At 73.9% G+C, this 22,808-nt stretch carries 25 protein-coding genes; 12 read left to right on the forward strand and 13 right to left on the reverse strand.

All coding sequences use genetic code 11. The features are described 5' to 3' along the window. The first annotated feature begins 161 nt into the window (after positions 1-161). Complete coding sequence (locus ACTWO6_RS11925) at positions 162-905, forward strand: hypothetical protein (protein WP_446219689.1); 744 nt, start codon at positions 162-164, stop codon at positions 903-905. Here the strand turns inward: ACTWO6_RS11925 and ACTWO6_RS11930 are convergent. The 3 genes from ACTWO6_RS11930 to ACTWO6_RS11940 form a co-directional block, all read right to left on the reverse strand. Next, positions 854-2,443, reverse strand: a complete 1,590-nt coding sequence (locus tag ACTWO6_RS11930) for a phospholipase D-like domain-containing protein (protein WP_446220635.1) — start codon at positions 2,441-2,443, stop codon at positions 854-856. The genes ACTWO6_RS11925 and ACTWO6_RS11930 overlap by 52 nt on opposite strands. Before the next feature lie 328 nt (positions 2,444-2,771). Then, positions 2,772-3,758 carry a pirin family protein gene (locus ACTWO6_RS11935; protein WP_446219690.1) on the reverse strand — a complete coding sequence of 329 codons (987 nt, stop codon included), beginning with the start codon at positions 3,756-3,758 and terminating at the stop codon, positions 2,772-2,774. Positions 3,759-3,768: 10 nt separating this feature from the next. Beyond that, positions 3,769-4,251: a MarR family winged helix-turn-helix transcriptional regulator gene (locus ACTWO6_RS11940; RefSeq protein ID WP_446219691.1), complete on the reverse strand. Its 483-nt coding sequence runs from the start codon at positions 4,249-4,251 to the stop codon at positions 3,769-3,771. Positions 4,252-4,414: 163 nt separating this feature from the next. Here ACTWO6_RS11940 and ACTWO6_RS11945 point away from each other — a divergent pair, with 163 nt between their 5' ends. Both ACTWO6_RS11945 and ACTWO6_RS11950 read left to right on the forward strand, forming a co-directional pair. Continuing rightward, positions 4,415-4,945 (forward strand): GNAT family N-acetyltransferase, encoded by a 531-nt coding sequence (locus tag ACTWO6_RS11945; RefSeq protein WP_446219692.1) that lies wholly within the window; start codon positions 4,415-4,417, stop codon positions 4,943-4,945. Between the two features lie 25 nt (positions 4,946-4,970). Continuing rightward, the gene (locus tag ACTWO6_RS11950; RefSeq protein WP_446219693.1) at positions 4,971-5,558 is read left to right on the forward strand and encodes a DUF1684 domain-containing protein; all 588 of its coding nucleotides are present in this window, start codon (positions 4,971-4,973) and stop codon (positions 5,556-5,558) included. Between the two features lie 39 nt (positions 5,559-5,597). On the opposite strand, the gene ACTWO6_RS11955 is transcribed toward ACTWO6_RS11950, so the two are convergent. Next, on the reverse strand, positions 5,598-6,185 hold the full coding sequence (locus ACTWO6_RS11955; protein ID WP_446219694.1) for a general stress protein: 588 nt from the start codon (positions 6,183-6,185) through the stop codon (positions 5,598-5,600). A gap of 166 nt (positions 6,186-6,351) precedes the next feature. Here ACTWO6_RS11955 and ACTWO6_RS11960 point away from each other — a divergent pair, with 166 nt between their 5' ends. The 4 genes from ACTWO6_RS11960 (at position 6,352) to ACTWO6_RS11975 (ending at position 10,556) form a co-directional block, all read left to right on the forward strand. Beyond that, positions 6,352-8,184: a glycoside hydrolase family 15 protein gene (locus tag ACTWO6_RS11960; RefSeq protein ID WP_446219695.1), complete on the forward strand. Its 1,833-nt coding sequence runs from the start codon at positions 6,352-6,354 to the stop codon at positions 8,182-8,184. Positions 8,185-8,195: 11 nt separating this feature from the next. Beyond that, positions 8,196-8,975: an SDR family oxidoreductase gene (locus ACTWO6_RS11965; protein ID WP_446219696.1), complete on the forward strand. Its 780-nt coding sequence runs from the start codon at positions 8,196-8,198 to the stop codon at positions 8,973-8,975. Positions 8,976-9,049: 74 nt separating this feature from the next. Then, positions 9,050-9,550, forward strand: a complete 501-nt coding sequence (locus tag ACTWO6_RS11970; protein WP_446219697.1) for a metallophosphoesterase family protein — start codon at positions 9,050-9,052, stop codon at positions 9,548-9,550. 58 nt (positions 9,551-9,608) lie between these two features. Next, entirely contained in the window at positions 9,609-10,556 is a 948-nt protein-coding gene (locus ACTWO6_RS11975) for an NAD(P)/FAD-dependent oxidoreductase (RefSeq protein ID WP_446220636.1), read from the forward strand. A gap of 74 nt (positions 10,557-10,630) precedes the next feature. Here the strand turns inward: ACTWO6_RS11975 and ACTWO6_RS11980 are convergent, their stop codons facing one another. The 3 genes from ACTWO6_RS11980 to ACTWO6_RS11990 all read right to left on the reverse strand — a co-directional run bounded on the left by ACTWO6_RS11980 (position 10,631) and on the right by ACTWO6_RS11990 (position 14,933). Next, positions 10,631-11,926 carry a cation:proton antiporter domain-containing protein gene (locus ACTWO6_RS11980; protein ID WP_446219698.1) on the reverse strand — a complete coding sequence of 432 codons (1,296 nt, stop codon included), beginning with the start codon at positions 11,924-11,926 and terminating at the stop codon, positions 10,631-10,633. 149 nt (positions 11,927-12,075) lie between these two features. Next, positions 12,076-12,753 carry an HAD family hydrolase gene (locus tag ACTWO6_RS11985; RefSeq protein WP_446219699.1) on the reverse strand — a complete coding sequence of 226 codons (678 nt, stop codon included), beginning with the start codon at positions 12,751-12,753 and terminating at the stop codon, positions 12,076-12,078. Positions 12,754-12,797: 44 nt separating this feature from the next. Continuing rightward, positions 12,798-14,933 (reverse strand): ATP-binding SpoIIE family protein phosphatase, encoded by a 2,136-nt coding sequence (locus ACTWO6_RS11990; protein ID WP_446219700.1) that lies wholly within the window; start codon positions 14,931-14,933, stop codon positions 12,798-12,800. A gap of 199 nt (positions 14,934-15,132) precedes the next feature. On the opposite strand from ACTWO6_RS11990, the gene ACTWO6_RS11995 reads away from it, so the two are divergent. Then, positions 15,133-15,981, forward strand: a complete 849-nt coding sequence (locus tag ACTWO6_RS11995; protein WP_446219701.1) for a membrane protein — start codon at positions 15,133-15,135, stop codon at positions 15,979-15,981. A 56-nt stretch (positions 15,982-16,037) separates the two neighbouring features. Here the strand turns inward: ACTWO6_RS11995 and ACTWO6_RS12000 are convergent, their stop codons facing one another. Then, a complete protein-coding gene (locus ACTWO6_RS12000; protein ID WP_446219702.1) occupies positions 16,038-16,400 on the reverse strand; it encodes a DUF6401 family natural product biosynthesis protein in 363 nt (120 codons plus the stop codon). Positions 16,401-16,566: 166 nt separating this feature from the next. Here ACTWO6_RS12000 and ACTWO6_RS12005 point away from each other — a divergent pair, with 166 nt between their 5' ends. Together ACTWO6_RS12005 and ACTWO6_RS12010 are read left to right on the forward strand one after the other, a co-directional pair. Continuing rightward, positions 16,567-17,016 (forward strand): hypothetical protein, encoded by a 450-nt coding sequence (locus tag ACTWO6_RS12005; protein WP_446219703.1) that lies wholly within the window; start codon positions 16,567-16,569, stop codon positions 17,014-17,016. A 363-nt stretch (positions 17,017-17,379) separates the two neighbouring features. After that, entirely contained in the window at positions 17,380-17,997 is a 618-nt protein-coding gene (locus ACTWO6_RS12010; protein WP_446220637.1) for a transposase, read from the forward strand. Between the two features lie 18 nt (positions 17,998-18,015). Here the strand turns inward: ACTWO6_RS12010 and ACTWO6_RS12015 are convergent, their stop codons facing one another. Continuing rightward, positions 18,016-18,177, reverse strand: coding sequence for a hypothetical protein (locus ACTWO6_RS12015; RefSeq protein WP_446219704.1), 162 nt, complete (start codon positions 18,175-18,177; stop codon positions 18,016-18,018). 213 nt (positions 18,178-18,390) lie between these two features. Here ACTWO6_RS12015 and ACTWO6_RS12020 point away from each other — a divergent pair, with 213 nt between their 5' ends. Beyond that, on the forward strand, positions 18,391-19,722 hold the full coding sequence (locus ACTWO6_RS12020) for an MFS transporter (RefSeq protein WP_446219705.1): 1,332 nt from the start codon (positions 18,391-18,393) through the stop codon (positions 19,720-19,722). 146 nt (positions 19,723-19,868) lie between these two features. Here ACTWO6_RS12020 and ACTWO6_RS12025 read toward each other — a convergent pair whose 3' ends face one another. The 4 genes from ACTWO6_RS12025 to ACTWO6_RS12040 all read right to left on the reverse strand — a co-directional run bounded on the left by ACTWO6_RS12025 (position 19,869) and on the right by ACTWO6_RS12040 (position 22,214). Then, a complete protein-coding gene (locus ACTWO6_RS12025) occupies positions 19,869-20,132 on the reverse strand; it encodes a hypothetical protein (protein ID WP_109800852.1) in 264 nt (87 codons plus the stop codon). Positions 20,133-20,240: 108 nt separating this feature from the next. Then, entirely contained in the window at positions 20,241-20,702 is a 462-nt protein-coding gene (locus tag ACTWO6_RS12030; RefSeq protein WP_446219706.1) for an SRPBCC family protein, read from the reverse strand. Between the two features lie 52 nt (positions 20,703-20,754). Further along, positions 20,755-21,171 (reverse strand): DUF2795 domain-containing protein, encoded by a 417-nt coding sequence (locus ACTWO6_RS12035; RefSeq protein ID WP_446219707.1) that lies wholly within the window; start codon positions 21,169-21,171, stop codon positions 20,755-20,757. Between the two features lie 65 nt (positions 21,172-21,236). Continuing rightward, on the reverse strand, positions 21,237-22,214 hold the full coding sequence (locus ACTWO6_RS12040) for a YihY/virulence factor BrkB family protein (RefSeq protein ID WP_446219708.1): 978 nt from the start codon (positions 22,212-22,214) through the stop codon (positions 21,237-21,239). A gap of 153 nt (positions 22,215-22,367) precedes the next feature. Between ACTWO6_RS12040 and ACTWO6_RS12045 the strand changes: the two genes are divergently transcribed. After that, positions 22,368-22,772: a ChaB family protein gene (locus ACTWO6_RS12045; RefSeq protein ID WP_446219709.1), complete on the forward strand. Its 405-nt coding sequence runs from the start codon at positions 22,368-22,370 to the stop codon at positions 22,770-22,772. The last annotated feature ends 36 nt before the right edge of the window (positions 22,773-22,808 follow it).

Genomic DNA, 22,808 nt, shown 5'->3' on the forward strand with positions numbered 1-22,808 from the left:
CGGCGTCGACGGACGCCCCCGGGCGGCTGACCGCTCGGCCCACCGGCCCCGCCGACCGTCAACGAAGAAACCGACAAACGGTTCGCATTGTCGACTATCCGTCGTTGTCCCGTCCGCGGGACCGCCCGTAGCGTCCCTGTGTACACGTCTACGGAGGCACCGTGCTCGATCCCGCCGCTCCGCAACTCGTCGTCAACGCCCGGGTGCTGATCTTCAGCTGGCAGCCGGCGGACCCCGACGCGGTCGCGGCGATCCTCCCGGCCGGGCTGCTGCCCCGCCCGGACCGGCAGGTCTTCCTCTGCCAGTACGTGGTGGACGACGACTGCCAGACCTCCGGCTTCGGGGCCTACTCGCTGACCTACCTGGGGATCTCGCTGGTCGGGATGGACCCGCCGGACGGCGACACTCCGGGCGGGTGGTGGAGCCACCACTTCGCCTCCAGCCCCCGGGTCCGCGAATACGCCGCCGCCCGGGGCGCCCCGGCCCAGGCCGGGCAGACCACCATCGACGTGCGGGGCGACCAGCTCACGGCGGAGACCCGCGCCGACGGGCGGCCCATCATCCGGACCGTGGCCCGGGTCGGCCACACCGGACACGTCGTGCGCAGCGGCCACCACCGCTACCTGACCGGACGGGACGGGGAGCTGACCAGCGCCGACTACCCGTACGTGGCCGAGCCCGTGACCCCGTTCGAGATCGAGTGGGTGGACTTCCTCGCCACCGAGCACCCGGTCTACCCGCTACGCCCGGCGAACCCGCTCACCATCTGCTGGGGCTACTACTCCCCACGGGTGTCGTTCGCCTACCCGTCCGCGCCGAACGCGCTCGACGAGCCGCCGGCCGCCGAGCCGGCTCACCAGGTGCCGGCGCGCCGGGCCCGCAGCGGCCTGCCGTCCGGGTCGTAGACCAGCCGGTACGCGGGCAGCGCCCAGAAGCGGGTGTACCAGGGCAGCCGCTCCGGCCGGTGCGGGCGCAGCCGGCCCGGCGGGCGGGGACCCACCCGGCCCCCGTCGTGCCAGCGTTGCAGCGCGTCCGCCGCCCCGGTGATCGCCGGCACGGCGGCGGCCGGGTCCAGCAGGTCGTGGTCCTGGCCACCGTCCGGGTCCCGGTCCAGGTGCTCCCGCCACAGCCGCAGCCGCAGGTCCCGGGCGAAGACCCGGGCGCCGTCGCCGAGGCCGGCCGGGTCCGTGGGCGCCCGCTCGTCCCGGGTGTCGTCCAGCACCGCGCAGGAGAGCTCGCTGTCGTGCGTCCAGGAGCGGCGGTTGAAGTTGTCGCTGCCGACGCTGGCCCAGACGTCGTCGACCACGCAGACCTTGGCGTGCACGTAGACCGGGGTGCCCTCGTGGTTCTCCACGTCGAAGACGTGCACCCGGTCCGGGGCCGCCTTCTCGCACAGCGAGAGCGCCTGCTCCCGGCCCACCATGTTCGGCGGCAGCGCGAGCCGGCCGTCCACGTCCGGGTGACGCGGCACGACGGCGACCAGGTGCAGGTCGGGCTGGTCCCGCAGCGCGTTCGCGAAGAGGTCCGCCACCTCGGTCGACCAGAGGTACTGGTCCTCCAGGTAGATCAGTCGCCGGGCCCGGCGCAGCGCCTTGGTGTAGCCGCGGGCCACCGTCCGCTCGCCGTCCGGGGCGAACGAGTACCGGGGTCGTACCGCCGGGTAGGTGCGCAGCACCTGGATCTGGTGCGGGCCGCACGCCGGGGGATCGGGCGGCTGGTCGGGCAGCGGGTCGGGGCTCAGGTCGGAGCCGCGCAGCCGGTCCCGCAGGTAGGCCAGCGGGTTCTCCGAGTCCAGCGGCATCGGGTCGGTCCACCGCTCGCGGAACGTCGTGTCGAGCGCGCCGACCACCGGGCCGCGGACCGCGAGCTGGACGTCGTGCCACGGCGGGTGGTCGCCGTACCTCGGGGACATGCCGACGGGCTGCGGGTCACCCCGGTGCTCGGCGTCGTCCCGCCGGCTGTGGCAGAGGTCGATCCCGCCGGCGAAGGCGACGTCCCGCTCCGGGGCGTCCGGGTGGCGCAGCACCACGAGCTTCTGGTGGTGCGAGCCGCCGCGCCGGACCCGCTGGTCCAGCAGCACCTCGCCGCCGGCCGCGCAGACCGCCTCGCTGAGGTCGCGGTTCTCCGCCTCGCTGTAGGAGAGCACGTCGAGGTGGGACCGCCAGATCAGCCCCTTGACCACCACGCCGCGCTGGGCGGCCTGCGCGAAGAGCTGCACCACGGTCGGGCCGTCCAGGCGCATCCGCTCATCCGGGTCGCCCCGCCAGTCGGTGAAGAAGAGATGGTCGCCGGCCCTCAGCGCCTCCACCTCGCTGACCAGGCGGTCGAAGTACGCCGCGCCGTGGATCAACGGCTCGGCGAGGTTTCCCGTCGTCCAGACGGGTATTTCAGATCCCGGGTTGGCACGTTCCTGCGCGGTGAGGAACCAGTTCCGCATCGCCACGTTCCAGCCTCCCGAGGTCGACAACGTCCTCACGGTAGGACCCCCACGGCGGGTGCGCACGCCGACCGCAGGTCGGAGCCCTCGTGGTGGCCGCCGCACCCCTCAGACGCGACAACCCAGGAGGCCCCAGCATGTCCGCCGAGATGACGAACCCCGTGACCGAGTACCGCGAGCCGGCGGTCGAGAGCGAACGCGGTGCGGTGGTGGCGGTCCTGCTCATGGTGATCCTCGGGGTGGCCGGCATCTTCGCCGTGTCCTGACCGCCGGCGCCCCTGAACCGCCGATGGGCGCCCCGGAGGAACCGGGACGCCCATCTCGTACGGGTCGATCAGGGACGCGGGCCCTGGCCGCCGGTGTGCGGCAGGCGCTTCGCGGGGATCACGCCGAGCTTGCCGGCCTGGAAGTCCTCAAAGGCCTGCATCAGCTCGTCCCGGGTGTTCATCACGAACGGCCCGTAGTGCGCCACCGGCTCCCGGATCGGCTGGCCGCCCATGATGTAGAGCTCCAGGGCCGGGGTGTTGCCGTCCTGCTTCGCGTCCGCGGTCACCCGCAGCGCGTCGCCCGGGCCGTGCACCGCGAGCTGCCCGGTGTGGATCGGCCGCCGGTCGGTGCCCACCGTGCCGCGGCCGGCCAGCACGTAGACCAGCGCGTTGAAGTCGGACCGCCAGGGCAGGCTCAACTCCGCTCCCGGCTGCACCGTCACGTGGGTGATGGTGATCGGGGTGTGGGTGGAGCCCGGCCCGCGGTGCCCGGCGACCTCGCCGGCGATCACCCGGATCAGCGCGCCGCCGTCCGGGGTGGTGAGCAGCGCCGACTCCTTGCCGCGGATGTCCTGGTAGCGCGGCGGGTTCATCTTGGCCACCCGGGGCAGGTTGACCCAGAGCTGGAGGCCGTGGAAGAGGCCGCCGCTGGTCACCAGGTGCTCCGGCGGCGCCTCGATGTGCAGCAGGCCGCTGCCGGCCGTCATCCACTGGGTGTCGCCGTCGGTGATGGTGCCGCCGCCACCCTGCGAGTCCTGGTGGTCCATGATCCCGTCGATCATGTAGGTCACCGTCTCGAAGCCGCGGTGCGGGTGCCACGGGGTGCCCTTCGGCTCGCCCGGCGCGTAGTCCACCTCGCCCATCTGGTCGAGGTGGATGAACGGGTCCAGCTCGGTCAGCGGCACCCCGGCGAAGGCCCGGCGGACCGGGAAGCCCTCACCCTCGAAGCCGCTCGGCGCGGTGGTGAGCCGGCGGACCGGCCGGAAGGTGGTGGACTCGTCGAGCCGCGGCAGGCGGGGCAGGACGAGGACGTCGTCGACGGTGATGGCGGGCATCGCGGGCTCCTTAGTTGTCGGCCGGGGTGGACGACGCGTCGCGGGCGGCGCGCAGGCGCCGACCGAGCCGCTCGAAGACCCGGGTGAGGCAGGCGACCTCGGCGTCGTCGAGGTCGTCCATGAGGTGGGTGCGCACCGACGCCAGGTGGTGCGGCGCGGCGTCGCGGAGGACGAACAGCCCGGCGGCGGTGAGCACCGCCTCGCTGCCCCGTCGGTCCTCCGGGCAGGACTCCTTGGCGACCAGACCGCGCTTCTGCATCGACGAGATCTGGTACGTCAGCCGGCTGGGCGAGAAGACCAGCCGGCTCGCCAGCTCGCCCATCCGCAGTCGCTGCCCCGGCGCCTCGGAGAGCAGGACCAGCACGTGGTAGTCGGCGAAGCTCAGCTCGCTGTCCGTGCGCAGGTCCTCCTCGAGCTGGGTGAACAACCGCTGGCTCGACTCGATGTAGGCGCGCCAGCAGGCCATCCGCTCCGGGTTCAGGCTCTCGGTCACGGGTACGAGAGTAGCACTCTTTCAAATTTAAACAAGCCCCTCCGCGGGGTGTTCGTCCTGAGGGTGAAAGCCCCGTCTGAAGGGGGTGATTGCAATTTGAAAGGTCGGGCCTGGGGGATAACCGGGGAGCACCTGCTTCCCGGGCCGTGCGAGACTCCCGGCCGTGGACCATGTCGAGCTGACCGCCCCCGGCCTCCTGCTGCGCCCCTGGCGGGAGGGGGACGTTCCGGCCGTCCTCGCCGCGCTGCGCGAGCCGGCCGTCGCCCAGTGGAATCCGTCGCCCGGCGGCACCGACCTGCCCGGGGCGCGCGAGTGGGTCCGCCGACGCGCCGACTGGTCCGCCGGCGACCACGTCTCCCTGGCGGTGACCGGGCCGGACGGCGGAGCACTGCTCGGCTCGGTGTCGCTGCACCGGATCCACGCCGGCGACGCCTCGATCGGGTACTGGACCGTCGCCGGGGCCCGCGGCCGGGGCGTCGCCTCCGCGGCCGTCACCGCGCTCACCACCTGGGCGTTCGCCCAGCTCCGGCTGCACCGGATCGAGCTGTGCCACGCGGTCGCCAACCCGGCCTCCTGCCGGGTCGCCGAGCGGGCCGGCTACCCCGCCGAGGGCACCCTGCGGGAGTCCTACCGCTACGGCGACGGCCGGCGCTACGACGAGCACCTGCACGCCCGGCTGGCCACCGACATCTGACCGCGCCGCTGGCTAGGCTCGGGTCATGGACGATCTCGAACTGCTCGACTGGCGGGAGCGAATCGCCCGGCTCCACCTCTCCGACCTCGACCTGGCCGGCTTCCGGGCGCAACGGGACGAGCTGTTCCGTAGCCACCCGCAGAGCCCGCTGCCGGTCGAGGACCGGCCCGGCTTCACCGGGCTGCGCTACCACCCGCCGAACCCGGACGCGGTGGTGGAGGCGCCGCTGCGCCCCGCCTCGGGCACCGAGAGCATCGACACCGGCGGGCCGGACGGGGTGGTGCGCTACCGGCGGGTCGCGATCGCGGAGACCCCGTGGGGGCCGCTGACCCTGTGGTGGATCGAGGCGTACGGCGGTGGGCTGTTCGTGCCGCTGCGCGACGGGACCTGCGGCACGGAGGCGTACGGCGGTGGCCGGTACCTGACCGACACCGTCAAGGGCACCTTCGGTCGGGGGCTGACCGTGCTGCCGGGCGAGCGGGTCCGGCTCGACGCCAACTACCTCTACAACCCCAGCTGCGCGTACGACGACCGGTGGGCCTGCCCGCTCGCCCCGCCGGAGAACCGGGTGGACGTGCCGATCCGGGCCGGGGAGCTGGCGTACCACGACTGACGCCCCGGCGTGCCTGCGCCGGGGCGTCGGTCGGAGCGGTCAACGGGCGGTCGCGCCCGTCGGCGTCAGGTGCATCCGACCCAGCAGTTGCCGTGCCTGCTCGGCCACGTCGGCGTCCACGGTCACCGCGTACTGGCCGGCCCGCAGCGAACTGGCCGAGGTGAAGTCCCGCTGCCCGCCGGTCATCGCGTGCGCCACCGCGCCGAAGACGGCGCCCCAGATCGCGCCGATCACCAGCCCGACCAGGATCACCGCCACCCAGTTGCCGGCGGTGAAGATGCCGAACAGCAACCCGATGAAGAGCCCGAACCACGCGCCGGTGCCGGCGCCCACCAGGGCGGCCCGGCCCGTGGTCATCCGGCCCATCACCGTCTCCACCAGGGTCAGGTTGGTGCCGACGATCGCGCTGCGTTCCACCGGGAACCGGTTGTCGGCCAGGTAGTCCACCACCCGCTGGGCGGACGGATAGTCCGGGTACGAGCCGATCGTCACGGTCGGCGTACCCGGCTTTGGTCCGTGTCCGTCCCCGCTGGGCGCCGCCGGCCGGCCAGCCGGACCGGACGGGAGGTTGTCGCCGCCCGGCATGCCGGGTTGCCAGGCCGCGGTCGGAGTCGAGGGTCTGGTCATGAGCATCCTCCTTCGTCAACCGCCCGGGTTCCCACCGCCGTCGGGCGGTAACGCGCCGCCGGCGTCGGATGCCCGCCGGAGGGTGCCGGCCGGTGGGACATCCGCTCGGCGCAGGTCGAATGCCGGCCGCGCGGAATGCCGCCGGTGCACCCGGGTAGACACCGGCGTGGAGAGCGGACGGATAGGGGAGCACGGCTTTCTGGCGGACGGCTGCAGTGCGGCGCTGGTCGACCTGGCCGGTTCGGTGAACTGGTGGTGCCCGCCGCGCTTCGACGGGCCCTCCGTATTCGGCCGGCTGCTCGACGACCGGGCGGGGCACTGGACCATCCGCCCGGAGGAGGACTTCACCAGCGAACGGTCCTATCTGGACGACACGCTGGTGCTGCGTACCGTCTTCACCACCCGGACCGGTTCGGTGGCGGTGACCGACGCCTTGGCGCTGGAACCCGGCGCGCGCGGCCACGAGATCGGCCTGCGCTCACCCCGCGTTCTCGCCCGGCTGGTCGAGGGACTGACCGGCGAGGTCCCGATGCGGGTGCAGTACCAGCCCCGCTTCGAGTACGGGCGGGTCTGCGCGTACCTCACCGAATCCGACGGGCAGTTCGACGCCACCGCCGGCACCTGCCGGTTGAGCCTGCGCACCAACGTTCCGCTGGACCTCGGCGACGGCGAGGCCACCGGGCGGTTCACCGCCCGCGCCGGCATTCGCCACCACTTCACTCTCGGCCACGCCGACACCTACGGGGGGCGTCCGCCGGCCCTGCCGGATGCCGACCGGGTGGTGGCCGACGCGGTCGCCGGGTGGCGGTCCTGGGCCGACCTGCATCGGGACCAGTACCGGGGCGAGTACCGGGACCAGGTGTGGCGCAGCGCGATCGTGGTGCAGGGCATGACCTACCAGCCCAGCGGGGCGATCGTGGCGGCGGCCACCACGTCGCTGCCAGAAGAGCTGGGCGGCGACCGCAACTACGACTACCGGTTCGTCTGGGTACGCGACTTCAGCCTCACCCTCCAGGCGCTCTGGCTGGCCGCCTGCCCAGACGAGGCGAACCGGCAGTTCGCCTGGGTGTCCCGGGCCATGGGCCGGATCGGCGACGAGCCGGTGCCGATCATGTACGGCGTCCACGGCGAGCGGGACCTCACCGAACACCGGTTGGACCACCTGTCCGGGTACGCCGACAGTCGTCCGGTCTTCATCGGCAACGACGCGTGGCGGCAGCGGCAGACCGACGTGCTCGGCGAGATCCTCGACGCCGCCTGGCTGATGCGGCACTACCTCGACCCGATGACGCCCGAAGTACACCACCTGCTGCACGCCCTGGCCGATCGGGCGGTGGTCGACTGGCGCCGGCCGGACGCCGGGATGTGGGAGGCCCGCGACGCCGAGCGGCACTACGTATCGTCCAAGGTGCATTGCTGGACCGCGCTGGACCGGGCGGTGCGCTTCGGAACCCGGCTCGGCGAGCCGGCCGACGTTGCCCGCTGGGCGGCGGCCCGGGACGAGATCCGGGAGACGGTGCTGACCCGCGGCTGGAACGAGCGACTCGGCGCGTACACCGGGGCCTTCGACTCGGACAACCTCGACGCCTCGGTGCTGATCATGCCGCTGGTCGGCTTCCTGCCGGCCGACGACCCCCGGATGCGGTCCACGATGGACGTGGTCGAGCGCCGGCTCTGCCGGGACGGCCTGCTGCGGCGCTGGGACGACGACCCCGCGGGCTTCGTGATCTGCTCGTTCTGGCTGGTCAGCTGCCTCGCCGGGGCCGGCGAGCTGGACCGGGCGCGGCGGCTCTTCGACCAGCTCGCCGCCCGGGTCAACGACCTGGGGCTCTACGCCGAGCAGATCGACCAGACCACCGGCGAGCACCTGGGCAACTTCCCACAGGCCTTCTCGCACATCGGCCTGATCCACGCCGCGGGTTGGATCACCGCGGCCGCCAAGCGGCTCGGCGGCTTTGCCGAGCGAGAGGCCCTGCCGACCGGCATGGTGACCACGTGAGGAGCACGCAGATGACCGGACGACTGGCGGGCAAGACCGCCCTGATCACCGGCTCGGACTCGGGCATCGGCCAGGCCACCGCCATCGAGTTCGGCCGCGAGGGTGCCGACGTGGTGGTGCACTACCTGCACGACCACGCCGGGGCGAACCACACCAAGGCCGAGATCGAGAAGGCCGGCCGCCGGGCCGTGGTGGTGCAGGGCGACATCAGCGTGGAGCACCAGGTGAAGGCGATGTTCGACGAGGCGCTCGCCGAGTTCGACACCCTGGACGTGCTGATGAACGACGCGGGTGTCGACGCCTCCGGCATTCCCGTGGCGGACCTGGACACCGAGACGTGGGACCGGTGCATCCGCACCAACCTCTACGGGATGTTCTTCTGCTGCCGCCGGTTCGTGCAGCACCGGCGCGACCAGGGCGGCCAGGGGAAGATCATCAACATCACCTCCATCCACCAGGAGGTGGCCCGGGCCGGCGGCGCCGACTACGACTCCAGCAAGGGCGGCATGCTGGAACTGGCCAAGAGCCTGGCCCTGGAGGTGGCGCCGATGCACATGAACGTCAACAACATCGGTCCCGGCATGGTGCTCACCCCGTTCAACCAGCGGGCCATCGACGACCCGCAGTACCTGGAGGAACAGGTGCAGAGCATCCCGTGGAAGCGGGCCGCGCAGCCGCAGGAGATCGCCAAGCTGGCGGTCTTCCTGGCCAGCGACGACGCCGAGTACGTGACCGGCTCGACGTACTTCATGGACGGCGGCCTGATGCAGAACCAGGGCCAGGGCGCCTGAGCCCGTCAGGCGACCGGCGCCCGCAGCCCGCCCGCCGCGCGACAGATCGGGCGGAGGCGGGGAGGGTCGGGGGGATGCAGCTGGTGATGACGGCCGACACCCACGTACCGAAGCGGGCGCGGGACCTGCCGCCGCCGCTCTGGGCCGCCATCGACGCCGCCGACGTGGTGCTGCACGCGGGGGACTGGGTGGACGTCTCGCTGCTGGACGCGCTGGCGGCGCGGGCCCGCCGGCTGGTCGCCGTTTACGGCAACAACGATGGCCCGGAGGTGCGGGCCCGGCTGCCCGAGGTGGCCCGGGAGGAGCTCGACGGGCTGCGGGTGGCGGTGGTGCACGAGACCGGGCCGAAGACCCGACGGGAGGAACGCTGCGCGGCCCGCTTCCCCGACTGCGACCTGCTGGTCTTCGGGCACTCCCACATCCCGTGGGACACCGTCGCCCCGGGCGGATTGCGGCTGCTCAACCCCGGTTCGCCCACCGATCGGCGGGCCCAGCCGTATGCGACCTGGCTGAGCGCGCGGGTGGCGGCGGGGCGGCTCGACCAGGTCGAGTTGCACCGCCTGCCCCCGCGCTGATTCACCGCCCGCGCCCGGGCCCGAATACGATCACCGGGTGACGGTGGACCGGGCGGGCGTGGTGGTGGTCGGCGCGGGCATCGCCGGCGTGGCCTGCGCCGCCGAGCTGGTCCGGGCCGGCATCCCGGTGCAGGTCCGGGAGCGGGCCCGGGTGACCGGCGGTCGGATGGCCAGCAAGCGCTTCGACGGCCGCCCCGCCGACCTCGGCGCCGCCTACTTCACCGTCGACCACCCCGACTTCGCCGAGGTGGCCGAGGGGTGGCGGGCCGACGGGCTGGCCCGGGAGTGGACCGACACCCTGGTCGCGTACGGGCCGGAGGGCCGGCGGGAGCTGGCGGGCCCGACGCGCTGGTCCGCCCCGCGCGGGCTGCGCTCGCTCGTCGAGCACCTCGCCCGGGATCTGCCCGTGGTCCACGACCGGTTGGTGCTGACGGTCGAGCCGGGGCCGCGGGTCGACGGCCAGGACTGCGCGGCGGTCGCGCTGGCCATGCCGGGTCCCCAGGCGGCCCTGCTGCTCGATCCCGCGCTCGGCGCGGCGACCCGCGCGGTCACCGGCCAGCGCTGGTCCCCGGCACTGAGCGCGGTGCTGCGCTTCCCGGCGCGCCGCTGGTCCGACCTCCGGGGCGCCTTCGTCAACGGGCATCCCGTGCTCAGCCTGATCTGCGACGACGGGGACCGGCGGGGCGACGGCGCGCCGGTGCTGGTCGCCCACACCACCCCCGAGTTCGCCTCGAGCCACCTGTTGCAGCCCACCGCCGCCGGCCCCGCCATCGAGCTGGCGGTCCGGGACCTGCTCGGCCTCCCGGAACCGGCCGAGCTGGTGCACGTGCACTGCTGGACGTACGCGAAGCCCGCCACCGCCGCGAACGGGACGTACCACCTCGACGACGACGGGATCGGCATCGCCGGCGACGCGTTCGGCAAGCCCCGGGTGCAGAGCGCCTGGCTCTCCGGCCGGGACCTCGGCCGGGCGCTGGTCGACCGGCTGCGCGGCCCGCGCGGCTGAGCGGCGCCCGCCCTCGGCCGCTCGGCCCCCGCGCCCGGCGCGGCCGACCGGCGCCGGCCCTCGGCCGCCCCCGGTCAGCTCCGGGCACCGCCCAGGGCGGGCTCCTCCGCGGGCCCCCGCTCCGGGTGCTCCTGCGTCCGCTCGCCGGCCCGGTCGAGCAGCTGCATGACCGGGGTGGCCGCGATCCCGTGCACCACCACCGAGACGATCACCACCAGGCCGACCGTGGCCCAGATCAGCTCGGCCTGCGGGAAGTCCGTCTTGCTGGTGGCGTACGCCAGGTAGTAGAACGAGCCGACGCCCCGGATGCCGAAGAACGAGATCACCCAGTGCTCGGCCGGCCGGCCCGGTGCCCCGCGCAGCGACAGCCAGCCGGCCAGCGGCCGGACCACGAGGACCAGCGCCAGCCCCACCAGCGCCGCCGGCCAGGTCAGCGGGGCGAGCAGACCGCCGATCACCGCGCCGCCGAAGAGCAGCAGCAGCATGACGGTGAGCAGCCGCTCGATCTGCTCGGCGAAGTCGTGCAGCACCGAGTGGAACTCGTGGGTCCGCTCCGCGGCCCGGATCGCCCGGGCCGCCACGAAGACCGCCAGGAAGCCGTACCCGCCGACCACCTCCACCAGCCCGTACGCCAGGAAGGTGGCGGCCAGCGCGAGGAAGCCCTCGGCGTGCCGGGCCAGCCGCAGCTCGCTCGGGGCCCGGAAGAAGAGCTTGCCGAGCAGCCAGCCGACGAGCAGGCCACCCCCCACGCCGACGGCGAGCTTGTAGAGCACGTCGACGGTGAACCAGTGCGCCAGCCAGTCCGCCGGGGCCAGGCTGGTGGTGGCGATCGCGATGGCCGCGTACACGAACGGGAAGGCCAGGCCGTCGTTCAGCCCCGCCTCCGAGGTCAGCGCGAAGCGCACCTCGTCCTCGGAGTCCTCCACGTCGGTCGGCTCACCCACCTGCACGTCGGCGGCGAGCACCGGGTCGGTGGGGGCGAGCGCCGCGCCCAGCAGCAGCGCCGCCGCCGGCACCAGGCCGGCCCACCACCAGCCCAGCAGCGCCACCGCGGCGATGCAGAGCGGCATCGCGATGGCCAGCAGCCGCCAGGTCGACGACCAGCGGGCCCAGCTCAGCGGCCGGTCGATCTTCAGGCCGGCGCCCATCAGCGCCACGATCACCCCGATCTCGGTGAGATGCGTGGTGAGTTCCGGCCAGCGCAGCGGGTCCGGGGTGGGCATCCCGGTCGGGAGCAGGAAGACCAGCATGCCCAGGCCGAGGAAGGCGATCGGCATGGAGAGCGGGCGCCGCTCCAGCACGCGCGGCAGGATCCCTGCCAGCAGTGCGCCCACACCCACCAGCGCGAACGCCACGTCCACCGGTTCCACCGCACCACCCTTCCCGCCGCCCGCGGTGCGGGCAGGTGATGACCAGTGCCCCGTACCTGCGCCCGCTAAGCCTTGGTGTCCGGCTTGCCCCGGTGGGACCGGTCACCCGGACCTCGCCCACACGGAGGGCGCGCGACGGCGCCGGCGGGTCAGACCAGGGCGGCGATGGCGCTGTCGGCGAGGCCGTCGAGGAGCGCGGCCGGGTCGTCGTAGACCGCCGCCGCCCCCGCGCCGGCCAACTCGCCCCGGCTGGTGCCACCGCAGGTCAGGCCGATGCAGGGGATGTTCAGCTTGCCGGCCGCCGCGACGTCCCAGACCGAGTCGCCGACGAAGACCACCCGCTCCGCCGTGAGCCCGGACTGCTCCAGCGCGGCGACCAGGATGTCCGGCGCCGGCTTGCTCTCCTGCGCGTCCGCGGAGGAGGTGACCGTGTCGATGGCGTCGTCGGCGTCCAGCGCGGCCCGCAGCGCGGCCACCTCGTGCTCGGCCGCCGACGTCGCCAGCACCACCCGCAGCCCCCGGGCGGCGCAGGCCCGGAGCAGGTCGGCGGCCCCGGGCAGCGGGGTGAGCCGGTCCCAGTACTCGCCGAAGAAGCTGTCGTGGGCGTCCCGCAGCTTGCCGTCGTCGCCCCGGTCGCGCTCCGGACTCAGCAGGTGGTCGAGGAGCTTGTCGGAGCCCATGCCGATCGACCGGTGGATCAGCGCCATGGGGACCCGGTGATCGGCCTGGCACAGCGCCTCCCACCAGCTCACGGTGTGCAGGTAGGTGGTGTCGACGAGGGTGCCGTCGACGTCGAGGAGGACGCCGCAGCGGTTGTCGGTAGGCATGGCTCCCCTCCTACCCGGCCGGGCTCGCGTTGACGCGCGAGTCGTCAGGAGGGGATGAGGATCTCGAACCAGACCGTCGAGCCGCGCACCGTCGGGTCGGTGCCCCAGGCGTCGCTCAGCTCCTCGATCAGGCCCAGACCCCGCCCCCGGCTGCTCAGCGTGTCGGTCTGCGCCCGGGTCACCGTGCCGCGGGTGCCCGAGTCGGCGACCGACACCAGCAGCCGTTCGGCGCTCAGGTCGATCTCCACCCGGGCGGCGGTGCCGGCGTGCAGCAACGCGTTGGTGGTCAGCTCGCTGGTGCAGAGCACCGCCGCGCCGATCACGGCCTCCGGCACCCGCCACTCGGTGAGCTGCGCGGTCATCCAGTGCCGCACCCGGCTCGGCGCGGTCGGCTCGGCCGGCACCTCCATGCTGGCCGACCGGCTCGGCTTGACCGCGTGCTCCACCGCCAGCACAGCGACGTCGTCCTCGGTGGCCCCCGGCACGGCGCCGGTCGCCGCCGCGCAGAGCGCCCGGGGGTCGCCGCTGCTGGCGGCGGTCACCGCGGCGGCCAGCCCGACCAGCCCGGCGGTCAGGTCCTGCCAGCGCCGCTCGACCACCCCGTCGCTGAACAGCAGCAGGGTGTCGCCGGGGCGGAACGGCACGGTGACCGTACGGGGCCGGCAGCCGAGGCCCAGCGGGGCGCCGGGCGGCACGTCGACGTACTCGGCGACGGGTTCGTCCCTCTCCGAGCAACGCCGGATCAGCGGTGCGGGATGGCCCGCGCTGGCCAGCGTGATCCGCTCCCGGTCCGCCTCGACGACCCCGAAGACCACGGTGACGAAGAGTTCCTGCGTCCCGGCCTCGGCGCCCAGGCTGGAGACCAGCCGGTCCAGCCCGCCGAGCACCGCGTCGGGACGGGGATCGCTGAGGGCGAGCGCCCGCAGGGCCGCCCGCACCTGCCCCATCCGCGCGGCCGCCTGCACGTCGTGGCCGGCCACGTCGCCGAGGACCACGCCCAGCGCCCCGGTGGGCAGCACGAAGGCATCGTAGAAGTCGCCGCCGGCGGCGTTGCCGTCGACCCCCGGGGCGTATCGGGCGGCGATGCGCAGCCGGGGCAGGTCGGGCAGCTGCTCCGGGAGCATGCTGCGCTGCAGCAGCTGGGCGGTGCCGTGCTGGGTCTCGAACCGGCGGGCCCGTTCGGCCGCCTGACCGACCAGCTCGGCCGAGGCGACGAGCAGCGCCCGCTCCGCCGCGGACCAGATGTGCGGGATCTGGTAGCCGACCGCCAGCGTGCCCCGGACCACCGAGGAGCGCAGCGGCAGGGCGGCCAACGCCCGGATCTTCTGGTCGTGCCGGTCGACCGCGGTCTCCCGCAGCGGCTGGCCGTCGCTGACGTAGAAGGGCACCCCGCTGCGGGCGGTCACCACGACCGGGCCGGGCGAGTCGGCCGGGGCGCGCCGCCACAGCGGCGGCAGCCGCTCGTCGGCCTCGTCGAGCAGCTCGCCGCGGATCCGCCGGACCATCCGCCAGCTGCCGCCCTCGTCGACGGCGAAGGCGACCCGGTCGGCGTCGAACGAGTTGATGGCGTACCGGAGGGTGACGCGGGCGACGTCGTCGAGGGTGAGGGTGCCGGAGAGGGCCGCGGCGAAGTCGCTCAGGCTCTGCAACTGCTGGGTGAGCTGGGTGGTCTGCGCCGCGACGGTGAGCACGCCGATGATCCGGCCGGTGCTGTCGCGTACGGGGGAGTGGCCCCGGGTGAAGACCGCCGGCTCGCCGCCGACCAGGTGCCGGTCGGCCGGCAGCACCGCCTCCCGCTCGAGGAAGGACTCGCCGTGCCGGTACGCGCGTTCGAGCACCTCCCCGGCGCCCGGCTCGTGCCAGACGTCCGCGAAGACCGCCGCGGCCGGCCGCCCGAGCGCCGCCGGGTGCCGGGCGCCGATCAGCTCGGCGTACCCGTCGTTGTAGAGCAGCACCAGGTCGTCGCCGTAGAGCAGGGCCATCGGGACGGGCGAGGCGAGGACCAGATCGACCACGGCGCGTACCGCCGGGTCCCACCGCTCGGGCGCGCCGAGCGACGTGCCGGCCCACGGATGGGCGAGCACGGCGGCCGCCGCGCCGGAGCTGCTGGCGCCCGGGTCCACAGGAGCTCCCGGGACCGGGGCTGATGGCGTGGGGACCCGCCTGACCGTGCCTGGCATGACCGCAGCCTATCCGGAGCGTGACGCGGACGTTCGATCATGCACGGGGCAGCGCCCCCGGTGTCGGCCGGTCCGGCCGTTTCAACAGGTCAGGGCCGCTTCGGGGAGGGATGTCGGGAAAATGCCGGCCGGTGGCGCGGCGTGCCCCGGTGACGACCGGGTATGCGGGCGGGGCAGTTCACGCGACAGGAGGGACATCATGCCGAAAACCCTCGCGGCCGGGCAGGCCGACATCGGTGACGCCCTGGCCGACATGTGGAGGTCGGTGCTGCTTTTCATCCCGAGGGCCATCGCGTTCATCGTGATCCTCGTGGTGGGTTGGCTCATCGCACGAGCCGTCCTCAAGATCGTGGACGCGGCACTGGAACGGGTGGGTTTCGACCGCTGGGTCGAACGGGGCGGCGTCAAACGCGCGCTCGAGAGAACCAAGTACGACGCGAGTGACATCCTGGCAAAACTGGCCTACTACGCCGTTCTGCTGTTCACCCTGCAGTTCGCCTTCGGGGTGTGGGGACCGAACGCGATCAGCGACCTGATCCGGGGCGTGGTCGCCTGGCTGCCGCGGGCCTTCGTGGCGATCGTCATCGTGGTGATCGCCGCGGCCATCGCCAACGCGGTCCGGGACCTGATCACCGGCGCGCTGGGCGGGCTCTCGTACGGCAAGATCCTCGCCGACCTGACGGCGATCTTCATCCTGGCGCTCGGCGTGATCGCCGCGCTCAACCAGGTGGGCATCGCCACCACGGTGACCACTCCGGTGCTGATCGCGGTGCTCGCCACGGTGGCCGGCATCCTGATCGTCGGCGTCGGCGGTGGTCTGGTGAAGCCGATGCAGAGCCGCTGGGACGGCTGGCTGGACCGGGCCGCGCAGGAGTCCCGCGCGATCCGGGAGCAGCGTCAGGCGCAGGGCGCCGGGCGCAGCGACTACGAGCGGCAGATGGCCGACCGGAGCGCCGCGGAGCGTACCCAGGTGATGTCCCGCGGCCAGGAGTCGATGTCCGGCGCCCGGGGCGACGAGACCCAGCAGTTCCGCCGTCCGGGCGGCTGAGCCGACCGGTGCCAGGGGAGGGTGTCCGCGGTGCGATCGCGGGCACTCTCGGCGGATCAGGCCAGGTGCCGCGGGTCCAGACCGCGGGCCAGGGCACAGACCGCCAGCAGGCGGGTGTGCAGCCAGTCCGGCGCCGACCAGTCGGTCGGCTCGGCGGGCGGCTGCCAGCCGTCCTCGATCGCGGCGGCGCGGACGCCCTCGGCGTACCCGGCGAGCGCGGCGACCGTGAGCGGTCGGCGGTCGCCGTCCAGGCTGTCCCGGACGGCGGCGGCGTGCTGGTCGACCAGGGCGAGCAGCCCGGGGCGGGCGGCGGCGGCCGCCAGGCCGGCGGTGCCGACGGAGGTGGTGAGCGCGGTGAGGGCGGACCGCGCGGACCCGGCGGCGGAGCGGGTCGCGACCCGGTTGTTCGGCACACGCATGGGAACCGAGGCTAATCACGCCGTGACCGGGCCGACCTCGGCCGACCGGCTGAGTGTCGGTCGGCCGGGGAGGGTGTCCGGCCTCCTCCGCGGGGATTGACCCGGTCGGGACCGGGCAGAAGGGAAACCGCGCGAACCGGCGCAGGCGACCTCGCGGAGGAGCGAAATGGGACAGCAGACGGACGAACCCGACGAGCGGCACCGGCGGCCGGCCGGCGTGAGCGACGACACGGTCGAGGCCCTCGGCAAGCTCAGTGAGGCCCTAGAGACCGTCGAGCGGGCCCGCGGCCACCTCTACTCGCTGCACCAGCTCATCGGCCACGCCGACCTGATGCTCGACGACGCGGTCGAGCTGTTCCGGTCCGCCGGGCACGACGACATCGCCGACCGGATCGGCCGGGACCTGCTCGGCCGGAACGTGATCGCCGGACGCTGGACCTTCCAGATCGTCGAGGACTTCGACGACGGCTACTACGCCCTGTTCCGGGAGCTGGACCGCCGGGCCCGCGACGAGCTGGTCGACGGCCGACGACACCTGTACGAGGCGGAGATGAAGGAGCACCGCCGCACCCCGGGGCGGCCGGGGCACGAGGCGCGCCCCGGCGCGGACGGCTAGTGCTCTGACCACAAACGTTGACCGGGTTGGTCGGGGTTGGGGAAAGTGTCGTAGGGGTGGTGTTGGCTTCGGTTCGTGCCTCGTCGTCGGGATCCCGCCGCCCCGCGGGTCGTGCACCGCACCGCACGCGTCGCGTTGCGGGTGACGCCCGGCCAGCGGCGGCGGTGTTTCGGGCTGCTGCGCTCGGCTGGTGACCTGTGGGCGTGTGTGCTGGAGGCCAACACGTGGCGCCACCGCCGTGGCGACGCGCCACTGGTCGGCTGTCAGCAGCTATGCCGGGAGTTGGCCGCGTCGGGGCCGGGCACGTTCGCGGAGCTGGATTCCTACGGGTGCCCGGTCGGTGTTGCGCCGGTTTTCGGATGCGTGGTTCGCGGCGGCGAAACGCCGCAGCGCCGGCGACCTGTCGGCCCGGTTCCCGCGTCGCCGGCGGGGGCTGGTGCCGCTGCGCTGGTATCACGGCACGTTCACCCTCGACAGGCGCCGGGTCCGGATCCCCACAGCCAAGGGCACGGGCGGCGGCACAACCTTCGGCTGCGGCAGTGGCAGATCGGCCGGCTCCTGCAGGTCCTCACCGACAAGGCCACCCTGGCCGGTATCACCGTCCGGCTGGTCGACGAACGCGGCACCTCGTCCACCTGCCCCGCCTGCGGAAGGCGGGTGCCGAAACCCCGTGGGCGGACGTTGTCCTGCCCGCACTGCGCATTCTCCGGCCACCGCGACCTCGTCGCGGCCGCCAGCATCGCCACCCGCACCCCGGGCGGCGGACCCACCACCCCGGCAGCGGTCGTGCTGCCGGAGGTGGTCACGCACCGTCGAGCCGGCCGGAACCTGCCCGGTGCCGGCCAGTCCCGACGTGACCCCCGCCGCCCACCCGGGCCGGCGCGAGGATCAGTTGGCCCGCGGAGGCCCGCCCCACCACCCGGTGGGGAGTCGCTCGCCCTTCAGGGCGAGGATCCACAACACCCACCGCAAACCCGGTGAACGTTAGTGGACACCGCACTAGTCCGAGGAGGCGGCTCCCGCCGGACGGCGCCGGGAGGCGTCGTCCGCGATGATCACCGTGGCCACCATCAGCGCGACGCAGAGGCTGAACAGCCAGGAGTCGTCGGCGACGAGTTTCGCGGCGATGGGCGCCTGGACGGCGGCGAGCAGGAAGCCCAACCAAGCCAGGCGACGCTGACGAGAAGTGAGGAAGCCGGAACCCTGTTGCATCCCGAAAGTCTTACGCGGCCCCCCGGCATTGCCGTCACCTGTTCGGCCGATTCTGGATGACCTGTCCTGTTTATCAGCCGTCCGGGCGTCACTTTTTGTCGTTTCGGGGGAGTCGCCGGTCGGCGTCGGCGGATCCGTCGGGGTGCGGCAGGATGACCCACCGTGTCGCGCACCCCCGCCCCGCCCCGGGCGTCCCTGCTCCTGCTGGCCTACCTCGCCTTCGTCAGCCTCGGCCTGCCCGACGGCCTGATCGGGGTGGGTTGGCCGTCGATCCGGGCCGACCTCGGCGTACCGACCGAGGCGGTCGGCGTGGTGCTCACCGCGGGGACCGTCGGCTACCTCACCTCCAGCGTGCTCGCCGGGTTCACCCTGGCCCGGCTCGGCGTCGGGTGGCTGCTCGCCGGCAGCACCCTGCTGGCCAGCCTGGCCCTCACCGGGTACGCGCTGACCCCCGCGCTGGCCCTGATGGCCGGGTGCGCGCTGCTGCTCGGGCTGGGCTCCGGCGCGATCGACTCGGGGCTCAACGCCTACGCCGCCGGAGCCTTCGGACCCCGGCACATGAACTGGATGCACGCCTTCTTCGGCCTCGGCGTCGCGATCGGCCCGCTGATCATGACCGGTGCGCTCAGCGCCGGCCTGGCCTGGCGCTGGGGGTACGGCATCGTGGCGACCGCCCAGCTCCTCCTGGCCGCCGCGTTCGCGCTCACTGTGCGCGCCTGGCGGGAGCGGACCCCGGCCGGCACCGGCATCGTGCCGCCCGACCCGATCGCCCCGGCGGTGCTCCCCGGCGCGGACGCCCGCGCCGTGGCACCCGGGGCGCACGCGGCGGACGCCGGCGCGGCGGCGCCCGGCCCGCACGCGGCGGACGCCGGGGACGTGCCGCGGGGGTCGGACGGTCCGGGTGGCGCGGGCGTCGCCCGGCCGGTACGGATCGGGGAGACGCTGCGGCTGCCGGCGGTCTGGCTCGGCGCGGTCGCCTTCGCGGTCTACGTGGCCATCGAGGTGGCCGCCGGGCTCTGGGCGTTCCTGCTGCTCACCGAGGGGCGCGGGCTGCCCGCCGCGGTCGCCGGGATCTGCGTCTCCGGCTACTGGGGCAGCCTCTTCGTCGGCCGGGTGGTGCAGGGGGTGGTCGCCGAGCGGCTGGGCAGCGCGCGGGTGCTGCGGGGGAGCCTGCTCGGGATGGCCGCCGGGGCGGTACTGATCGCCCTCCCCGCGCCGGCCTGGGTGGCGGTGGCCGGGCTGCTGGTGGTCGGCTTCGCCGCGGCCCCGGTCTTCCCGCTGCTGACCCTCACCACCGCCGAGCGGGTCGGCGGGGCGCACGCGGACCGGGTCATCGGCCTGCAGATCGGCGCGGCCGGCCTGGGCGGCGCGCTGGTCCCGGCCGGGATCGGGGTGCTGCTCGGGCGTACGTCGGTGCAGGCGCTCGGGCCGGCGCTGGTCGTGCTGGCGGCGGCCCTGATCGCCCTGCACGCCGCCGCGTCCCGGCGGCCCTGACCTGCCCCGGCACACCGGGTTGTTCCGGCGGCCCTGACGGCTCAGGACGCCGCCGTGCGCCCGGCGTGGCCCGGAGTCACGCGCGGGGATTCCGGCGGCCCCGTCCGCCGGCCGCCGCCGGTGCCCGCGGACCGGGCCCGCCCGCCTCACATGCTGTCGGGGCCGGTCCGTCCGGTCGTCGAGGGCCGGTACGCCCGGTCCGCGTCGGTCATCTCCCGGCGCTCGGCCTCCGGGCCGGCGCCGCGGTCCACCGCCTCGGGACCGTGCCCGAACGCGGCCTCCTCGCCGGCGTCGTTGCCGGTGGCGTCGTCGGCCTGCCCGTCGAGCGTGGACCGGGCGATCGCCCGGTCCAGTTCGCGCAGCGGGGTCCGGTCCTCGTCGCGCCACACGTGGCTGTCGTTGTCGGTCATTCCCCAGCGGTACCCGGCGGCGGTGATCGCAAACGGCCGCGGCGGGCACGGCGATGACCGCCGGATCACCGGCGGCCATCGGAGTTGTCTGTCCGGGGGGTCAGGGGATCAGGGCGTCGGCCGGTCGACCTTGCCGCGCCAGGCGCCGGTCTCCTGACCGCGCCGCTCGATGAACTGCTTGAACCGCGCGAGGTCGCCCTTGGCCCGGCGGTCGACCACGCCCAGCTTGTCGCCGGCCTGCTCGACCACGCCGTGCGGCTCGAAGTCCATCTGCAGGGTCACCCGGGTGGTGCCCTCGTCGAGCCGGTGGAACGTCACCACGCCGGCCTGCTGGGTGCCGCCGGTGGATTTCCAGGCGACCCGCTCGTCCGGCAGCTGCTCGGTGATCTCGGCGTCGAACTCCCGCTTCACCCCGGCGATCTCCACCGTCCAGTGGGTCATCGTGTCGGAGAGCTGCCGCACCTCCTGGACACCCTCCATGAAGTGGGGGAACTCCTCGAACTGGGTCCACTGGTCGTAGGCGGTCCGGATCGGGACGGAGACGTCCACGTGCTCGATAACGCCGCTCATGAAGAATCCTCCTCTGCCCGCCGGTGAGTCTCCGGATCGTGGGCCGATCCGGTCACCAGCGCGTCGTCTCGTTCTTGTGCCCGAGGGCGGCCCACACCTCGGAAATCGTCTGGTAACGGATGCCCTCGGGAAGCCCCTCCAGCGCGGTGATGATGTCCGCCGGCGCCGCGTTCTCCTGGGCGTTGGCGATCAGCGTCGCCCGGTCGCCCGGCAGCGCCGTCATGGTGATGAACCGGCCGAGGCGGCTGCGCCCCTCCACGTCGTCCATGCTCATCCCCTGCGGGTTGCCGCCGCGGCTCGCGCCGGCCGTCACCGTCTTCGGCTCCGGCTGGTCCTCGCCCGCCGGCTCCGGCTGGCGGGACTCCTCGACGCGCGAGCCACCGGCCCCCGGCCCCTGGACGAGCCCGGCGACCTCCTGGCTCATGTTGTCGTCGACCCTCGGCGAGTGCTTGCTGTTGCCACGTTCCATGCCTCCTGACATGCCCGAGGGGGCCGCCGGTAAACCGGGGCCGGCGCGCGGAGCCGGTCATTCGGTCACGAATCGGCGGGCGCCCGGGGCGGCAGGACCGGCTCGCCCGGATCCCCGCCGCCCGCCTGCAGCACCCGGCCACGCTGCACCTCCGCGTTGACCTGGACGCCGAGCAGCAGGGCGCAGTTGGACAGGTACAGCCAGACCAGGAAGGCGATGACGGCGCCGAGGCTGCCGTAGGTCACGTCGTACGAGCCGAAGTTGGCGACGTAGAGGCCGAAACCGAACGAGGCGACCACCCAGGCGAGCAGGGCGAGCGCGCCGCCCGGGGTGAGCCAGCGGAACCGGGGCTGCTGCACGTTCGGCGCGATCCAGAACATCAGCGAGAGCAGGGTCATCACCACCAGGGCCAGCACCGGCCACTTGGTGACGCTCCACACCGTCCGGGCCAGCCCGCCGGCGTGCAGCCGGTCGCCCACCGCGTCGGTGACCGGTCCGCTGACGATCAGGCCGGTGGCGACGATCGCCAGCAGGACCAGCGACACCCCGGCCAGGCCGATCTGCAACGGGCGCAGCCGGTAGAAGGGGCGGCCCTCCGCGACGCCGTAGACGGCGTTGGAGGCCCGGGTGAACGCCCCGATGAAGCCCGAGGCCGACCAGAGCGCGCCGAGCAGGCCGAAGCTGAGCAGCATCTTCGCCTGCCCCTGCTGCTCGACCACGCCGCGGACCACGTTGACGAAGCCGTCGTTGCCGACCACCGAGCCGGCGCCGATCTCCCGGGCCAGGTCGATCACCGTGTCCACGGTGCGCTCGCCGTCGGAGACCAGCCCGACCAGGGCGACCACGACGATGGTGGAGGGGAAGAGCGCCAGCACCCCGTAGTAGGTGAGCGCCGCCGCCCAGTCCGCGCAGTTGTCCTTGAGGAAGTTCCGCCCGCTGCGGACCAGCACCCCGCGCCAGGTGGCCCAGCTCAGCTGGCGCATCCGGCGGGGGATCCGGGCCCGCTGCCGGCCGGTGACCGCCGGCTCCGTCGTCGCTGCCATGGCGCTCCCCCTGTGTTCCGCCGCCCGGGCGCACCCCCGCACGTGGTGGCCCGGGCGGTACCCCGCCGGGAAAGTCGACAAACCGGGTGCCGGTTTGCCGCTGGGCGGTGCGGGAACTTCACTGGGTAACCCAGCGACACGGAGGAGGACGAGATGCCCGGGCGCGAGGTACTGCCCAGCACGCTGCGGCGCTCCCCGGAGAAGGCCCAGCGGACGTGGGAGAAGACGCACGACTCGGCGGTGGAGACGTACGGCGAGGGGGAGCGGTCGCACCGCACCGCGTTCGCCGCGGTGAAGCACGAGTTCGAGAAGGTCGGCGACCACTGGGAGCCCAAGGGACGCAAGGGCCCCAGCGACCAGCAGGCCGCCGGGGGTGGCCCCGCGCGGCGAGCCCCCACGGCCGCCGGAGTGGACGCCAATGCGCCGAAGGAGCACCTGATGGAGGTGGCCAAGAAGCTGGACGTGCCGGGCCGGTCCCGGATGACCAAGCCGGAGCTGGTCAAGGCGATCCAGAAGGCGAACGACAAGCAGACCCGCGAGGCCCGCGCCCGCCGCTGACCGCCCCGACATCACGGGAGCCCGGGACCGACTGGT

It is taken from the genome of Micromonospora sp. IBHARD004 (assembly GCF_052814115.1).

Excerpts from the sequence above, each read along its gene's own strand:
- ACTWO6_RS11965 (WP_446219696.1), top strand. The coding sequence starts at position 8,196 with ATGACCGGACGACTGGCGGGCAAGACCGCCCTGATCACCGGCTCGGAC.
- ACTWO6_RS11985 (WP_446219699.1), bottom strand. The coding sequence starts at position 12,753 with ATGCCTACCGACAACCGCTGCGGCGTCCTCCTCGACGTCGACGGCACC.
- ACTWO6_RS11995 (WP_446219701.1), top strand. The coding sequence starts at position 15,133 with ATGCCGAAAACCCTCGCGGCCGGGCAGGCCGACATCGGTGACGCCCTG.
- ACTWO6_RS12025 (WP_109800852.1), bottom strand. The coding sequence starts at position 20,132 with ATGACCGACAACGACAGCCACGTGTGGCGCGACGAGGACCGGACCCCG.
- ACTWO6_RS11955 (WP_446219694.1), bottom strand. The coding sequence starts at position 6,185 with ATGACCAGACCCTCGACTCCGACCGCGGCCTGGCAACCCGGCATGCCG.
- ACTWO6_RS12030 (WP_446219706.1), bottom strand. The coding sequence starts at position 20,702 with ATGAGCGGCGTTATCGAGCACGTGGACGTCTCCGTCCCGATCCGGACC.
- ACTWO6_RS11990 (WP_446219700.1), bottom strand. The coding sequence starts at position 14,933 with ATGCCAGGCACGGTCAGGCGGGTCCCCACGCCATCAGCCCCGGTCCCG.
- ACTWO6_RS12000 (WP_446219702.1), bottom strand. The coding sequence starts at position 16,400 with ATGCGTGTGCCGAACAACCGGGTCGCGACCCGCTCCGCCGCCGGGTCC.
- ACTWO6_RS11950 (WP_446219693.1), top strand. The coding sequence starts at position 4,971 with ATGGACGATCTCGAACTGCTCGACTGGCGGGAGCGAATCGCCCGGCTC.
- ACTWO6_RS12040 (WP_446219708.1), bottom strand. The coding sequence starts at position 22,214 with ATGGCAGCGACGACGGAGCCGGCGGTCACCGGCCGGCAGCGGGCCCGG.
- ACTWO6_RS12005 (WP_446219703.1), top strand. The coding sequence starts at position 16,567 with ATGGGACAGCAGACGGACGAACCCGACGAGCGGCACCGGCGGCCGGCC.
- ACTWO6_RS11935 (WP_446219690.1), bottom strand. The coding sequence starts at position 3,758 with ATGCCCGCCATCACCGTCGACGACGTCCTCGTCCTGCCCCGCCTGCCG.
- ACTWO6_RS12045 (WP_446219709.1), top strand. The coding sequence starts at position 22,368 with ATGCCCGGGCGCGAGGTACTGCCCAGCACGCTGCGGCGCTCCCCGGAG.
- ACTWO6_RS11970 (WP_446219697.1), top strand. The coding sequence starts at position 9,050 with ATGCAGCTGGTGATGACGGCCGACACCCACGTACCGAAGCGGGCGCGG.
- ACTWO6_RS12035 (WP_446219707.1), bottom strand. The coding sequence starts at position 21,171 with ATGGAACGTGGCAACAGCAAGCACTCGCCGAGGGTCGACGACAACATG.